This window comes from Methanolinea mesophila, from assembly GCF_017873855.1.
GTDB lineage: Archaea > Halobacteriota > Methanomicrobia > Methanomicrobiales > Methanospirillaceae > Methanolinea_B > Methanolinea_B mesophila.
The window spans coordinates 767,173-782,885 of the sequence record NZ_JAGGKR010000001.1 but is presented as its reverse complement, the minus strand read 5'-3'; the positions used below and the strand labels follow the sequence as shown (position 1 = coordinate 782,885).

Sequence of the window (15,713 nt, the reverse complement as noted above, 5' to 3'; positions counted from 1 at the left end):
TTCACATCTAATCCGGTCAGGAGGGACGGAATGCCATCGAATACGAGGTTGCGATCTGTCACCGGCCCCCTTGGGCCGGGTCGGGAATCGGCCGGATCGCGCCCCGGTCCCGGTCACTTTCTCTGTGATATGGGGGTGATCGTTACCGGTCCCTGTATGCCCACGATACTCCTGGGATCGGAGCCCCGCATTTTAAATCGGTCACACTCCTTATCTACGGGCATGAGACCGCTGATGAAGCTCACTCTCGTCCTCACGGTCATCGCCGCGATCGCATGTGCGGGGTGCACCCAGGCCCCGCCGTCTGTTCCCGTGATTCCCACCCCTGCTCCCGCAGAGACCCCGGCAACCCTGCCCACGAACCAGACGGAGGCCGGTGCCTCCATGGAACAGTTCCTGAATATGCTGGTACCTGTCCTGCAGGACAGGTTGTATACCGCCGATGCAGAGGTATCGGCAACCGGAGATATCCTCACTATGACGGGAATCACCGGGCAGGGGGCCGATTTGGCCCTCCTCTCCCTCGCAGAGTCGAACGACTGGATCGTCGATGCGGTCACCGTGTCGCCCGACGGGAAGATCGCCGCGGTGATGCCGGAGCAGTACCAGGGCGTAATCGGGGAGTACATTGGAAACCAGAGCCATATCGTCACCATTCTCACGGATGAAAAACCGGCGCTCTCCCCCATTTTCCAGACCGTTGAGGGGTTCGAGGCGGCGGCCATCGCGTATCCGGTGTTCTCATCCTCTCACGAATCGACAGGGGGTGTTTCGGTGCCGTTCCGCCCGGACCTTCTGATCGGACCGTTGATCGCGAATGCGACCCGGGGCACCGGTTATGGCATCGATGTACTCCAGGCGTCTGACGGCCTTATCCTCTATGACAGCGACCCCACCCAGATCGGGAAAACCCCGGATGACCCGGTATATGTGAAGTACCCGGAACTCCGGGCATTAGCTTCACGGATTATAAGGGAGACGTCCGGAACAGGGACGTATCAGTTCCCGACTCCGGGAACGGATCAGCCGGTGCAGAAAGAAGCGGTCTGGGACACGATCTCCCTCCACGGCACCGAGTGGAGAGTGGTAGTGCAGCGGGTCATCGGGTAGCATCCAACCGGGGCATACAAAATTTTTAATGTACCGGCCGGTTAACGGGATACGTGAAGAAATGACGACAGACGACGAGATCATGGCCCAGTACCTGCTGAAGGGAGGCAAGATGCTGGCCAAAACCTGTCAGAAATGCGGATCCCCCCTCTTCGAGTACAAGGGAGAGACGTTCTGCGTGGTCTGCAGGGAACGTGGGAGTACCACGGAACCCGGTAAAGGTCAGCCCCCGGCCGAAGCGGCACCGGCCGGTGAATCCCGGGCATCTTCCCAGCCCCAGGTCGGAGCAGGGGCGCTCGGGCCCGAACTGGAGGCGGCCCTCGTGTCGCTCTGCCAGAGAATCCGGAACGAACCGGATCCCGACAGGGTGCTGGTCCTGATGAAGGCGGTAAGGACCGGCGTCTCCGTGCTCGGGATGCTCTCTCAGCGATAGTCCCGCCGGGAGAGTTCGTAAATTTTCTCCGCTTTTTTCTCCCCGATCCCCGGTACCTTCATCAGGGCCTCCTTGTCCGCATTTACGAGCGCCTGCAGTGAACCGAAATGTTCGAGGAGCAACCTTGCGTACCTGGCCCCGATATCCGGGAACGATGCCACCACCAGTTCCTGCTGCTCCCGGAGCGACTGGTAGGATTTCTGCAGAGGGATCCTCTTCTCCCCCGGCCCCTCTTCAGCCCTCCGTGCAAGCACGAAGAGGATCCCCGCCGTGTCCGCCTCGTCACGGGAGAAGAGGATGCTTACCCCGAGGTCCACGGCGATGGCGGCGAGCGCACCGCGGATGGCGTTGGGATGAAGGTCCCGCTGGGTATAGAGATCTCCTCCCTCGATGATCAGCACCGGTCGCAGACAGGACTCGGAGAGCCGTCGGAGTTGTCCCATGAGGTCCCGGTCCACCAGGGTGTCCACGAAGTCCCGGGCGGTCTTCCTTTCCACCAGGATGCGGTCCCCGATGGCATAATCGCCCTGTTCGAGCCGGGTTATCGAGATCGCGGCGCCAAGGTCGGAGAGCACCTCGACCACTCTCGAGGAGGTTTCACGATGGTCGGCCGCCACTACCGGGGCGGGCCTCGAGAAGGAATCGATTCCCGTCTGGACCTCCCTTCCCGGACCCCCGTCTCTCGCGGTTCCCCCGGCCCCGGTCTTCCCCGAGAGCCGGGTGATACCGGTGACCATGGCCCGCTCACGGTTCTGGCTGATATACCGGAACGCCTCGTCCGAAGTGCCCCGTGTGACCAGGACCACGATCTTTCCCGCCCCGCTCCTGCCGGTGCGCCCCTTCCTCTGGATGCTCCGGATCTCGGAAGGAACCGCCTCGTAGAAGATTACCATGTCGGTCGAGGGGACGTCGAGCCCCTCTTCCCCCACCGAGGTGGCCGCGAGGACCCGGAACTCCCCGGCCCTGAACCTGGAGAGCGTCTCGATCTGCTTCTTCTGGGACAGCCCTTTCTCCCGGTCCCGGTTCGCCTGTCCCACGAACCGCTCGCAGGTGATTCCGGATTCGTTCAGGAACTCCACGATCTGCTGGACCGTGTCCCGGAATGTGGCGAAGACGATGATCCTGCTCTCCGGGGCGAGCACCAGCTGTTCCCTGGCAACCGCCCGCATGAGTTCCATCTTGGGGTGCAGCTCCTCGTTCCACGACATGCAGCGCTCCAGCAGCCGGATGAATACCGGGTCCTGCGCGAGCCTCTTGCTGGCCTTGCTTCCCGCCGCGGCTCCTCCCTCGGAGAAGAGCTTGGTCACGTATCCCGCGAGTACCCGGCTTCCCTGGGACTCCGCGAGAGAGGTGGCATGCCGGAGCTTCATGCACTCCGCGTATACCGACGCCGCCTGGAACGCCGTGGCGTCCCGTTCCTGTATCCGTGCCTGGATCTGGGCGTTCAGCACGTTCAGGGCTTTCATGGTAAGCTGCTGCCGCCGGGGGACCTCGAACCCCAGGGTTCTCAAGTACCCCAGGCGGGATTCGAGCAGTTCGTTCAGGTCGTCGAGCGCGTGGCGGAGCTCCTTCGGGAGGTCGACCCCGATCACCTCGATATCCCGCTCGAACACGTAGGGAGCAACATCCGGGTCATGCTCTGTACGGCTCTCCACCGACTCGATCCCCAGGTTGACGCACACCTCGTCGACCCGTTCGTCCCGGCCTCCCGGCGAGGCGGTCATGGCCAGGATGCGAGGGCTTTTCGCGGTGTCCAGGTATCTCCGGGCGAGGAAAACGTATGGATAGTTGCCCACCGCCCGATGGCACTCGTCCACGATCATCAGGGTGACATCGTCGAGGGTGTAGCTCCCGGCGATCACATCGTTCTTGATCACCTGGGGGGTGGCAAAGATCACCCGGGCCTTCTTCCAGAGTGCCGTCCGTTCCTCTGGCGGCGTCTCCCCGGTGAACATGACGAACTGTCCTTCGTGGTCCGTCTCACCCGGGACCCGGAGGTACCGGGAAAAAAACCGTAAGTGCTGTTCGACAAGAGGTTTCGTGGGTGCCATCATCAGGACCCGCCCCCCTTCGTTGTACAACCGTGACGCCGCGGCCAGGAGGGCAATGGCGGTCTTCCCAAGCCCCGTGGGGAGGACCACCAGGGTGTGGGTGTCCACCGCGTGCATGGCGATGGTGAGCTGATAGGCCCTCTGTTCGAGGCTTTCGGGACGGATGCAGGGGTGGGTGATGAAGGACATGGAGGGTTAGAGTTCGGAGAAGGAGATACGTCCCTCCACCAGGCCCCGCATCCTGTCGGCGATCCCTTCGATAGGGACCCGCACCTGGCGCATGCTGTCCCTGTCCCGAAGGGTGACGGAGGCGTCGTCCTTCGAATCGTAGTCCACCGTGATGGCGAACGGGGTCCCGATCTCGTCCTGCCTGCGGTACCGCCGCCCGATGGCCCCGGAATCATCGTATTCCGCGAGAATTCCCCTCTGCCGTATCTGCTCGCTGATCTCCGCCGCGATCTCGGGGAGGCCGTCCCTGGCCATCAGGGGGAAGACCGCAACCTGCACGGGCGCGATCTGCGGGGGGAACCGGAGCACTTTCCGTTCCTCCCCGTCAACCAGCTCCTCGTCATAGGAGGATTCGAGCACCCCGTAGATCATCCGGTCGATCCCGTAGCTGGGCTCGATCACGTGGGGGGTGACCTCCTCGCCGGGGACCTCGACCTCTTCTTCCCTGACCTGGTAGAGTGCTGCGGGAACCTCGATCTCTTCCCCGTCAAGGGTGATGGTCACTCCTCCGGGACCGGGGGCACAGGCACACAGGGCGTCTGCCACGGCTTTCGCCTTCCCGCGGAACCGTGGGCCGAGTGCGGCCATATCGGGAATTACCCTGACCTGCCTGACTTTTCTCGGGGTCTGGTACTGGAGGAACACGGCGAAGCGCTGGCCGCTCTGCCGTTCGTGGGCCCGGAGGTCGTAGTCCGTCCGGTCGGCGATCCCGACCGTTTCCACCCACCCGAACCGGTCGGAGAAGATCTCCGCGTCCCAGCAGTCCTCTGCATAATGGGCGCGTTCTTCGCAGAGGTGCTGGCGGAACCGCATCCGTTCCGGCTTCACCCCGATAGTGGTCAGGATCTGGTGGGTGAGCGCGAGATAGTACGCGACGTATTCGTTGGCGACGAGGCCGAGGTCGACCGCTTCCCGCATTGTCACGGTCAGGGGGTCCGTGTTCCCCAGTTGCTGCGCGATCCCCAGCAGCGGGATTTTGTAATCGGCGTACCGGGAGAACATGGGGTGGGTCTTCTCGGAGGGATGGACGAAGATCTCCGCTTCCGCCTGGGTAAACTCCCGCAGCCGGATCATGCCCTGCCGGGGAGAGATCTCGTTCCTGTAGGACTTCCCGATCTGCACCGCTCCGAAGGGAAGTTTGTCCCGGTAGAACCGGAGCAGTCGTGAGAAATCGGTGAACATTCCCTGTGCGGTCTCCGGGCGGAGGTATCCGGTCCGTTGGGACCCCGGACCGATGGTCGTGGCGAACATGAGGTTGAAGTTGAATACCTCCACCTTTCCGAGTTCTTCACCGCAGGCCGGACAGCAGAGCTTGCAGAGCACCTCGGAGAGCTGTTCGGCGCTCATCGCGGAGGCCCCGGCGATGTTCTGCCCTTCGGCCACGTGGTCAGCCCTGAGGTATTCCTTGCAGGACGGGCACTGGCACATCTTATCGGAGAACCCCTTGACATGACCGGAGGCGATGAATATGTCCTCCTGCCCGATCGTGGGGCACTCGATCTCGTAGTACCCTTCCTGGACCACGTAGAAGTGCCGCCAGATGTTCTCGATCTTTCGTTTCATCATCGAGCCCAGGGGGCCGTAATCGATGAACCCGGCCACCGAACCGTAACACTCGGAGGTGGGCCAGATAAATCCCCGCCGTTTTGCCAGGTCCATTATTTTATCGTATACATCGCTCATGACGGACACCTGTGTCGGTTTATAAGTGTCAGCGGGGTGGGACAAAAAGGTGTATCATATATGGGGCCGGTACAGGGATCCACGCCGCTCACGGAGGTGATATCATACCTTGCGCGAGAAGGAAAAAACAGGCCCCGGAATTGACCTGTTTGGAGAATTTGACCGCCGGAAACGAATGGAAAGAACAATAACCTTATATACAATTGGCGGGATCTATAACGGTAACCTTAGTGAGGTTTCATGCAGGACGATAAGAGAAAAACGCACCTTCTGGAGCTCTTTACCAATATCTCGGGCAAGACCAAGATAGTAGAGCCCATGACGAAGATCCACGGGACGTTGAGAGACAGGGACGCGGTAGAGCGGGAGATCGCGTTGGTAATGCGGGAGATCCTCGACCAGGGCTTCTTCAAGACCAAGCTGAAACCCATCCAGCTCGCAAAGCTGGTGAGCCTCTACTACGCCGGGAAGAACGATACCGAGATCGCCCGCGAACTGGGGGACGAGAAGCTCTCCAAGACCGTCGCCCGGGCGCGTGTCCGGTTGAAACTCTTCCGCGACCTTGACTGGAAGATGCCCTTCGATCGCGAACAGATGGAAGACCTCCTGGACTCGGGAAAGACCATGAAAGAGGTAAGCGAGGAGCTGGGTGTGAGCCCGTCAACGCTCCGGGAGTACCGGCATGTCATCGAGCAGGCCGAGGACACCACCATCGACATCTACCTTGAACGGATCAAGGACGTAATGGAGGACCGCGACCTCTCCGAACAGCTCACCCGCAGTGCAACCCGCGACAGCCTCGGCGAGTCCATCGACATCACCGAAGCCGAGATGATCGACGTCGCCTGAAGGCGGCGGGGAAATACTTTTTTACCAGCCCAACGGGCAATTTATCACTCATGGGTGCCTACCCGCATGCATGGATCTGACATGGCTGGGACATTCGTGTGTCCTTCTCCGCGGGTCGAAAACCATACTGATTGACCCCTTTATTCCCGAAGGGAAGGTTCCCGAATCGCCTGACCTGGTGGCTCTAACCCACGGGCATGCCGACCACATGGGTATGACCACGGAACTCGCAAAACCGACCATCGCCATCAACGAGGTGGCGAAGTACCTGAAGGGGAAGGGACTTCCCGCCGAAGCGATGAACCTGGGCGGTTCGATAACCGTCTCGGGGGTGAAATTCACCATGACCCCTGCGGTGCACTCCAACTGGCTCGAGGAAGCGGGACCGGGATACTCCGGAGGAGCAGCGGCAGGGCTTGTCATCAGGATGGACGGCACAACCGTGTATCATGCGGGAGATACGGCACTGTTCTCCGACATGCAGCTTATCGGGGAACTCTACCACCCGGATGTCGCACTCCTGCCTATAGGGGGCAGGTATACCATGGGTCCCGAAGAGGCCATGATCGCGGCCCGTTTCGTGGGGGCGCCTCTTGTAATACCGGTCCACTACGGCACCTGGCCTATAATCGACCAGGATCCCGAAGCGTTCAGAAGGGCGGTGGAACGGACCACTGATATTAAGGTGAAGGTGCTGAAACCGGGGGAGACGGTTACGCTCTGATTCACGCGGGGAGTTACAGGCCGGGACCGATCCCGGATGCAGTGTCGTGCGTCCGACGCGGAGAGCCCCGGGCGAATATGGGAGGAATCTGCGGTCAGAATTTTCTCATACGCTCCGGGGTGATCGATACCCACCATTAAGGCCCGGGACCCCGATGTAGCTGGGATGCCGGACAACAACCGTGAAGACTGTCCCTGCCTGAACCTGCAGTGTTCGCGGTACGGGGACTGCGATTCCTGCGAAAAGTTCCAACTGAGCAGGGGAAACGCTCCGTATTGTAAACGGACGAACCTCCGGGAGCCAGAGGAATTAACGACACGCAATGAAGAATAATCCTAAAAAAGATTTTTTTTGTTTATGTTCATACCGGGAACACTTTTCTCCCGTACACCTCGTTGATCACCTGGCCCATGCCGATGTAGAATGCGAGCCCTCCGGCGATAAGTCCCAGGACCCCGCCAAGGGTGAGGACCGCCTTGATCCCGGTGAGTTCCGCGGCGACCAGTGCGACCACGAGGAGCACCACGAAGAGGAGGGTCACCTGGAGCACCTTGTGCATCCGCAGGGTGCAGACGAAGAGGCCCAGGGCGAACAGTCCCCATACAGCGAGGAATGCAGCGAGTTCCACCGGTCCGGGCGCTTTTATCAGCCCGAGGGCGGGGAGGATCAGGATGGTCGCAAAGGAGATCCAGAAAAACCCGAAACTCCCGAACGTGACGAACCCGAAGGTGTTGTTCTTCTTCCATTCCATGAAGCCGGCGATCGCCTGTGCAAGTCCCCCGTAAAAGATGGCCATTGCAAGGATAGGGCTTCCGAGCGCGATGATCCCCGCGTTGTGCAGCGAGAGCAGGAGCGTCGTCATCCCGAACGCACAGAGGCCGAGCGGGGCCGGGTTGGCAGTCCCGTCCACGAGAAAGATGTTGTTCCTGCTAGATTCAGCCAGATGTTCCATAGTATCCTCTTGGATGCGATTGTCAGGTTGTGAGTGTGAGTGGATCACGGGATATGCGGCGGTCCGATCGGGGGATCTCCCCGGACCTCCGGGAGCGGATCCGGCCCTGGACATCACGAATCCCCCATAGGGGGCCCTGAAGTGAAAAAGCCCTGTTCCGATGCATTCCGATGATTACTGCTTCAGTGAACCGTGGAGTGCACCGAATTACAACTATTGGGTTGTACTCGTACTAGAATCCTGTTATTTTAGTCGCGATAATCACGGCACCGGAACAGAGAATTATGAAATCGCTAATCCACGCGGTAACCTTTCGACCGGAGGAAACAGGCGATTTGCGTTTCCACGTCGTCGTCAAAGAACCGGATGCTCCCGCGACCCGCCTCCCAGATTGCATTCAGATCCGTATCCTCCGAGAGCAGGGCCCTGGTACCGGTGATCCTCCCGGCTTCCCTGCCGTCCCTGGTGAAGATTCGCATAATCACACACCGGTAGGCCCCGCACTGTACCGGGCTGCATTCATGGATGGTGCACACGATCCTGCCGTCGCCCGCGGGGCGGAGGAACGGGCAGGCCGAGGGGTGCAGGTCATCCGACCATTCATGGTCATCGAAGAGGGCACGCTTGTCCCGGTCCACCCGTGCGATGAACTGCGTCCCGGTAGAGACGCATTCTGCGAGGAACTCGTAGGGTGCGCGCTGCTCCTCGATCCGGATGTAGTCTCCAAGGAACATGCAGCAGGTCCCGCACTGCCTGCACTCGAATGCCATTAAGGAATGTGTGATCTCTTCCGGGAAAGGAATTGCGTTAAGGAGAGAGGGTTCAGGATACCGGACAGATAAGTTGGAAATCGGGTATTCTTTTTTGTTGAATTCAGGATGCTGCAGGAGTATTTCCTGTAAAATTACAACCAGACGGGGGGCGAGCTCCCCTGACCCGCACGGAGACGGTGGTGGAATGAGTAGGAGTATGGGCAATCCGTGGGTAAAATCTGACTCCTCATCACATATCTGTGCCCATTCGGGGAGTATCCGACGGGGCGGCCCCCCTGACCCCCCACGGGAAAGTTGAGGACCAGGAATGAATACTAATGACCAATTAGGCAGGAAAGCCAGAATTATCCCCATTCATCGGAGAACGGTCTATCCCGTTTGGGGTCCGCCACAGCGGCAGGGGTGGAGCCCCTGGGAGCGTCTGAAATCATTGATGACGGGGGGCGAGCCCCCCTGGCCCCCCACGGGATAGTCGTTGACCGGGCATGTGTATGAATGAACCAATTAGAGAAAGCCAGAATTATCCCCCACCATCGGAGAAGTTTATCACGTTTGGGGTCCGCGACTGCGGCAGAGGCGGAGCCCCTGGGAGCCTTCGGAATTTGATAGCAAATGGCGATCTTACCTGACCCGCCCACGACATAGCCGTGGACCGGGCATGTGGAGGAATGAATAATCTGGTCCGGGACACGCGACGGCGATCCGCTCCGATATGGAACACTCCATAAAAAGAAAAAGAGGTATTATTCCTCTTCTCTCAAAATTTCCCGTGCCCGCCGTATTTCTTCCATCTGCTGGGGGGTGACCGCAGGGTAATGGAGGTCGAGCGACTGTATCCTGGTCGTGATGACGTCGGCAACCAGTGCCCGGGCCGCCCACTTGTAGTCCGCAGGGATGACGTACCAGGGGGCATGTTCCGTGCTGGTGTTCTCGAGCATCTTTTCGTAGGCATCCTGGTACTCGTCCCAGTAGCGGCGTTCTGCGAGGTCGGCGAGCGAGAACTTCCAGTACTTCTCTTCGTTCTCCAACCGCTCAAGAAGCCGTTTCTTCTGCTCGTCCTTCGAGATGTGGAGGAAGAACTTCAGGATAAGGGTCCCGCTCGCGGCCAGGTGACGTTCGAACTCGTTGATGTCCCGGTACCGGGTCTCCCAGAATTTCTTTCCCCGTTTTCCGGGCGGAAGCCGCTGTTTGTCCAGCAGTTCGGGGTGAACCCTGACCACCAGCACCTCCTCGTAGTACGACCGGTTGAAGATGCCGATCTCCCCTTTCGCGGGGAGTTTCAGGATATAACGCCAGAAATAATCGTGGTCCAGTTCGTCTGCGGTGGGGACGCCGAACGAGTATACCCTGCACCCCTGGGGGTTCACCCCGGACATCACGTGCCGGATGGTGCCGTCTTTCCCGGCGGTGTCCATCCCCTGGAGCACGATCAGCACCGAATGGGAGTCGCTCGCCCAGAGGAGCTCCTGTGCCTCGGAAAGTGCCTCCCTGTTCGCCTGGAGGATCTCCCCCGCCCGCTCTTTCACCGCTTCCTTTCCCGCATCCTTCAACTCATCGTTCTGGGCCCAGCCGGTCCCGAAATTCTTCAGCGACACGCCTTTCCCCGGGACCACCCGGAGTCTTTTGAGAATCTTATCCTTGATCATCGTTTCTCCTCCTTCCCGCCTCCGCTTCCACCGGGAAGGATATCCGCGATCCTCCCCTTGAACTGGCTCATATAGAGGTCGTAATAGAACCCTTTCGATGCCATCATGCTCTCATGCGTCCCCCGTTCTACAATCTCGCCGTTGTTGATCACCAGGATCTGGTGGGCGTTCTTGATGGTGCTCAGCCGGTGGGCGATCACGAAGCTGGTCCGTCCTTCCTGCAGTTTCCTGAGTGCGTCCTGGATGTTCTTCTCCGTCCTCGTGTCCACGTTGCTCGTCGCCTCGTCGAGGATGAGGATCCGGGGATTTGCGAGCATAGCCCGGGCTATAGTCAGCAGCTGGCGCTGGCCCTGGGAGAGGTTGCTCCCCCCGTCCGTGAGAACTGTTTCGTATCCCTGCGGCAGCCGGGTGATGAACTCGTCGCAGTTCGCCTCCTTCGCAGTGGCGATACATTCCTCGTCGGTGGCCGCCTCCCGGCCGTACCGCAGGTTGGCCATAACCGTGTCCGAGAAGAGGAAGGGCTCCTGGAGGACCACCCCGATCTGTTTCCGGAGGCTGTCCTGGGTCACCCCGTAGAGGTCCTGCCCGTCGATCTCGATCTTTCCGCTGTCGATGTCGTAGTACCGGGTGAGAATGTTGATGATGGTACTCTTTCCCGCGCCCGTGGGGCCGCAGAGCCCGATCATCTGGCCGGGGAGGGCTTCGAAGGTGTTCTTCTTCAGGACCTGCCTCCCGGGGACGTAGGAGAAATCCACGTCCGAAAAGACGACGTGCCCGTCGACCGCGGGGATGGGGACTGCTCCGGGGCGGTCCACTACGTCCGCCTGTTCGTCCATTATCGCGAAGATCCGCCGGGCGCTGACCCCCGCGGAGAGGATGAAGTTATAATTGGCAAATATGGTGACCATGGGGAGGACGAAGAGCAGGGTCAGGGAGAGGAACGTGGTGAGGACCCCCACCGTGAGGGTGCCGTTGATGATCATCACCGACCCTACCAGGGCGACGATCCCCACGTCCAGGTTGGTGACCAGCACGGTGAGAGGGTTGATCACCAGGGAGAGGACCTGGGCCTTGGTGCCTACCTCGCGTGCCTCCTCCGAGACCATTCCCTGGCGCTCCGCCATGGGATCCTGCTGCCGGAACGCGATAATCGTCCGCTCCCCTGCGATCGTTTCTTCCATCAGCCCGTTCAGGTCGGCGAGACGCTCCTGGAGGAGTGCGAACGCAGGTCCCGCCACCCTTGCGAGGAGCCAGACCAGCCCCATCAGCATGGGGATGGCGATGGATGCCACGAGGGCCAGGCCGGGGTGGATCAGGAACATCGCGACAAGGGTGGTGATGAGCATGAATATCCCCATGAGCAGGGTCCCGAGCGGCTGCTGGTAGAACGCAGTGATCACGTCGATGTCGTTCGTCACCCGGCTCATCAGCTCCCCGATCGGCTGTCGGTCGTAGAACCGCAGCGAGAGGGTCTGCATGTGCTCGAAGAGGTCCTGCCGGAGCCTGAAGAGGGCGTCCTGGGTCACGCCGGCAAGGAGCCAATATCCAAGGTAGTAGGTGACAAAGGCGACGACGGAGAGCACCACCATCGCCATCACCGCATTGTAAAGCCTTGCGGGATCCACTGTGCCGGAGAGGGCGTTGACCGCGATACCCAGCAGGATGGAGAGGAAGATGAAGGAGACCGTGCCGACCGCGAAGAGCAGCAGTACCACCACGAGACGTCCCTTCCGGAGACCCAGGTACTTCATCGCCCGGACCAGGGATTTCATCGCCCCCGCACCCGGTTTCCGGGTCGGTTTTTCCAGGGCGCTCACGGAGGGGCTCATGAGATCTCCTCCCTCGAGATGCCCCCGAGCTGCGACTCGAAGATCTCCCGGTAGAGGGGGCTCTTCTCCATCAGTTCCCTGTGGCTGCCCCGGTCGACGATCTCTCCCTGGTCGAGGAGGAGGATAGTATCCGCGAGGAGCACGGTGCTGATCCGCTGGGCCACGATGAACGTGGTGGTCCCCGCAAGCATCGTGTTCATCGCACCCTGGATGCGGGCCTCGGTCGCCACGTCCACCGCGCTGGTGCTGTCGTCGAGGATCAGGACCCGGGGGCGGGGAGCGACCGCCCGGGCGATGGAGAGCCGCTGCCGCTGCCCGCCGGAGAAGTTCGCCCCCCTGCGGGCCACCCTGGACTCGTAGTCTTCGGGGATCGCCGAGACGAAACCGTCTGCGTCCGCCACCTTCGCAGCCTCCACCACCCGGTCGAAGGGCAGGTCGGGGTCTCCGAACGCGATGTTCTCGTGGATGGACCCCGAGAAGAGGACCGCTTCCTGCAACGCAATGTCCACGACCCTGCGGAGGCTGTCCTGCGAGACCTCCCGCACGTCGACCCCGTCGATGGTGATCCTTCCCCGGGTCACGTCGTAGAACCGGGGGATCAGGTTCACGATGGTGGACTTCCCGGAGCCGGTCGCGCCGAGGAACGCCACCGTCTGGCCGGGCTCCGCCACGAAGGAGATGTTCTTCACCGATTCCTTCCCTCCGGGCCCGTCGTAGGAGAACGATACGTCTTCGAAGGAGATCTTCCCCTTCACCCCTGCGGGGTCCAGGTCTTGTGCACCCGGGGCGTCGAGGACCGCAGGAGGCGTGTCGACGAGCAACGCCAGACGTCCCGCAGAGGCTTCCGCGGCGATGATCTGGGGGAGCACGAACGAAAGGATCCACAGCTGGGCGAGGATGAAGAAGAAATACTGGGTAAAGGCCACGATCTGGCCGACGTCTATGGTCCCGGCGATGACCTCGAGCCCCCCGAACCAGATCACCAGTGCGTTGGAGACCCCGAGGATAAGGAATATGGAGGGGAGCATGAACGCGTTGGTGTGCAGGGGGGAGACGGATGCCTTCCGGAACTGCTCGTTGACCTCTGCGAACCTCGCGTTCTCGTAGTCCTGCCGGACAAACGCTTTTACCACCCTTACGCCCGCGAAGTCCTCCTGAAGGACGTTATTGACCTTGTCCAGGTTCTGCTGACGGTTCCTGAACTGTTTCTGGAGAATCATGGAGATGGCGGAGAAGAGGATCGCGGTGACCACGATCACCAGGACGAATATCCAGACCAGGTCGGGGCTGCCGGCGTATACGAATACCAGGGCCACCAGGATCATGAACGGGGCATAGAGCACGTACCGGGTGGCGTAGTTCGCCGCCATGTTGATCTGGTAGATGTCGTTGGTCAACCGGACCAGGAGTTCTCCCACCGGATACCGGTCGAGGTTTCCGAACGAGAAGGTCTGGACCTTCTCATATACCTGTTTTCTCAGGTAATGTGCGGTTCCTTCTCCCACCCGTGCCGCAACGTAGAGGTTTGCGAGTGAGAACGCCCCCGCGAGGAGGGCGAACAATATCATGTTGAGGGCGCTGTCGATCACCTTCTCGACGTTTCCGGCAAGGACGCCGTCGTTTAACAGCGATGCCACCTGTACCGGGATGAGGAGCATGAACAGGGCCCCGAGGAGCACAAAGACCTGGGAAAGGACGATCCACCGCCAGTTCCCCTTGTAAATCACCATGAGCCGCCTGAGGTTCGGCAGGAGAGGCATGGTATCAGGCTCCTTTCGCCGTGGTCCGGGGGATCATCGGGACGGATTTATGAAAAGAGACAACCGCGTGCATACTACACCTCATGGAAGGTGTGGTATTTAAAATAAACCGGAGAGCGAACGGGCCACGACCTCCGCTTCGGTATTGGAGTTGAACTCAGGAAAAAAGGGATACGACCCGTATCGGTCCTCTCTCAAGGTGCTGCCGGATGGTCACGAAGGGCTGTTACCGGCTCCTTTGAGCGCCGTTAAGAGCGCGAGCATATTATCGGGGACGTCCGACTGGGAGACCATCGACACGGGGGCCCCGGGTCCGGCGGGGTTCCGGTGATAGTAATAGCAGAGGGTCCGTCCCCTCACTTCAGTACAGGTCATCGTTTCACCCGTACTCAACCCCTGGTCGTGTCCGGCCCCGATCGCGGTGAGGTTGTTCGTCCCGAATCCCGCAAGACGGCCCGGGGGGATCAGGATCCGGCTGTCGAAGGTGGCCGGAAGTGCCGCGGAAACGGCTCCGGGGAGGAGGAGCGCAAGGAGGATGAGCCCGATAGAGAATGTCCGGAAGTTCATGGATAATACCTATAAGACCTGTTGGGGGCCGGGAATAAAATCATTCTCTCCGTGCAGGTGGGTATTGCGGGGCGGACGGGCAATCGGTGAAGGTAAAAAAGGTAGTGGCGGAGCAGGAAAAAAAATTACTCCCGTTTCTGCCGGAACTTCATAATACCGACCGCGACGAGGTTGGCTGCTGCGATGATAACTATCGCTGCAACGATCCAAGCCCAGGGAAACCCTTGGGGATTCTCCGTGGCATCGGGGCCGGGGACTACCGGCGTATCCGGCACAGAGAGCAGGCCGTCGACAGGAGTCTCTTCAGAAACGGTAGTGACAGTCTCGCGGGGGGTCGCAGGGACGGTCGTGGGTTCCGTGGTGATCGTGGCGGCAACAGTGGGCGTGGCGGTCGCCTGGGTGGTAGTGGACGGATAATACGACCCTCCTCCTCCGCCGCCACCACCGCCGGAAGTACCGCCCGTCCCGGTCACGGTGAGCGTCGCGGAACCGAGAGAGGGAGTGATCATTCCTCCTCCGTCGGCATCCATATTCACCGAACTCACGGTAACTGCTGAAGAGCCCGCGGAAATACCCCGGACCGTGAGGGTTGCGAGCACGATGTCTGTGGCGCCGGGATCTATCTCTAGATCGATGTCTGTTCCGCTGATTCGCAGTCCGCCGTCAACGAGGGCGGTGGTGTTATGCATCACCGCCCATGCGGGATATTGGACGCTTGATATTACCCCCGTACCGGGGTTTGTGATCCTGACCACGCAGTCGTATCCCGCGAGACCTTCGGGGGCCTCGTTCAGGGTAAGGTTGAGGGTCGAGACGCCCCCGCTCACGATCGAGACGCTCCCCGGCTGAAAACTCAGTGCCGGTGCCGCCGAACAACTCGCGATAATCCCCGCGGCGAGGAGTACCAGCACGACGATAGCTGAACTGGACTTCATGATTCTATTTTCACTCTCCTGTTCTCTGGAAGTTCGCTGATCTCCTGATCAGGTATCTGCCCGGGGGGAGATGGACCTGACGAAACGGTTGTGCATATGCTCTTGACGACCCGGGGATGAACCCGGGACCGAGGCGAAGATGGGCGCGGCTCCTCCCAAGCGATCTCATGTCA

The 15,713-nt window shown here is 60.5% G+C and carries 13 protein-coding genes; 4 read left to right on the top strand and 9 right to left on the bottom strand.

Going from position 1 to position 15,713, the window contains the following annotated elements; all coding sequences use genetic code 11:
• Window positions 1-222 precede the first annotated feature (222 nt).
• Both J2741_RS03600 and J2741_RS03595 read left to right on the top strand, forming a co-directional pair.
• Complete coding sequence (locus J2741_RS03600) at window positions 223-1,110, top strand: cache domain-containing protein (RefSeq protein WP_209673666.1); 888 nt, start codon at window positions 223-225, stop codon at window positions 1,108-1,110.
• 61 nt (window positions 1,111-1,171) lie between these two features.
• A complete protein-coding gene (locus J2741_RS03595) occupies window positions 1,172-1,543 on the top strand; it encodes an Sjogren's syndrome/scleroderma autoantigen 1 family protein (RefSeq protein ID WP_209673665.1) in 372 nt (123 codons plus the stop codon).
• On the opposite strand, the gene J2741_RS03590 is transcribed toward J2741_RS03595, so the two are convergent.
• Window positions 1,534-3,783 carry a DEAD/DEAH box helicase gene (locus J2741_RS03590; RefSeq protein ID WP_209673664.1) on the bottom strand — a complete coding sequence of 750 codons (2,250 nt, stop codon included), beginning with the start codon at window positions 3,781-3,783 and terminating at the stop codon, window positions 1,534-1,536. The two genes, J2741_RS03595 and J2741_RS03590, sit on opposite strands and share 10 nt — an antisense overlap.
• 6 nt (window positions 3,784-3,789) lie before the next feature.
• A complete protein-coding gene (gene glyS, locus J2741_RS03585; protein WP_209673663.1) occupies window positions 3,790-5,505 on the bottom strand; it encodes a glycine--tRNA ligase in 1,716 nt (571 codons plus the stop codon).
• Between the two features lie 240 nt (window positions 5,506-5,745).
• Between glyS and J2741_RS03580 the strand changes: the two genes are divergently transcribed.
• Window positions 5,746-6,354: a response regulator receiver protein gene (locus tag J2741_RS03580; RefSeq protein ID WP_209673662.1), complete on the top strand. Its 609-nt coding sequence runs from the start codon at window positions 5,746-5,748 to the stop codon at window positions 6,352-6,354.
• Window positions 6,355-6,424: 70 nt separating this feature from the next.
• Window positions 6,425-7,078, top strand: a complete 654-nt coding sequence (locus J2741_RS03575; protein WP_209673661.1) for a metal-dependent hydrolase — start codon at window positions 6,425-6,427, stop codon at window positions 7,076-7,078.
• A gap of 361 nt (window positions 7,079-7,439) precedes the next feature.
• Here J2741_RS03575 and J2741_RS03570 read toward each other — a convergent pair whose 3' ends face one another.
• The 7 genes from J2741_RS03570 to J2741_RS03540 all read right to left on the bottom strand — a co-directional run bounded on the left by J2741_RS03570 (window position 7,440) and on the right by J2741_RS03540 (window position 15,540).
• Window positions 7,440-8,030 carry an acetate uptake transporter gene (locus tag J2741_RS03570; protein WP_209673660.1) on the bottom strand — a complete coding sequence of 197 codons (591 nt, stop codon included), beginning with the start codon at window positions 8,028-8,030 and terminating at the stop codon, window positions 7,440-7,442.
• 293 nt (window positions 8,031-8,323) lie between these two features.
• Window positions 8,324-8,800, bottom strand: a complete 477-nt coding sequence (locus J2741_RS03565) for a YkgJ family cysteine cluster protein (protein WP_209673659.1) — start codon at window positions 8,798-8,800, stop codon at window positions 8,324-8,326.
• Between the two features lie 746 nt (window positions 8,801-9,546).
• Complete coding sequence (locus J2741_RS03560; RefSeq protein ID WP_209673658.1) at window positions 9,547-10,449, bottom strand: polyphosphate kinase 2 family protein; 903 nt, start codon at window positions 10,447-10,449, stop codon at window positions 9,547-9,549.
• The gene (locus J2741_RS03555) at window positions 10,446-12,278 is read right to left on the bottom strand and encodes an ABC transporter ATP-binding protein (RefSeq protein ID WP_209673657.1); all 1,833 of its coding nucleotides are present in this window, start codon (window positions 12,276-12,278) and stop codon (window positions 10,446-10,448) included. Before J2741_RS03555 ends, J2741_RS03560 begins: the two co-directional genes overlap by 4 nt.
• Window positions 12,275-14,038 (bottom strand): ABC transporter ATP-binding protein, encoded by a 1,764-nt coding sequence (locus J2741_RS03550; protein ID WP_209673656.1) that lies wholly within the window; start codon window positions 14,036-14,038, stop codon window positions 12,275-12,277. The genes J2741_RS03555 and J2741_RS03550 overlap by 4 nt, the downstream gene beginning before the upstream one ends.
• 213 nt (window positions 14,039-14,251) lie before the next feature.
• Window positions 14,252-14,605 (bottom strand): hypothetical protein, encoded by a 354-nt coding sequence (locus tag J2741_RS03545; protein WP_209673655.1) that lies wholly within the window; start codon window positions 14,603-14,605, stop codon window positions 14,252-14,254.
• A gap of 125 nt (window positions 14,606-14,730) precedes the next feature.
• Window positions 14,731-15,540: a hypothetical protein gene (locus J2741_RS03540; protein WP_209673654.1), complete on the bottom strand. Its 810-nt coding sequence runs from the start codon at window positions 15,538-15,540 to the stop codon at window positions 14,731-14,733.
• Between the last annotated feature and the right edge of the window lie 173 nt (window positions 15,541-15,713).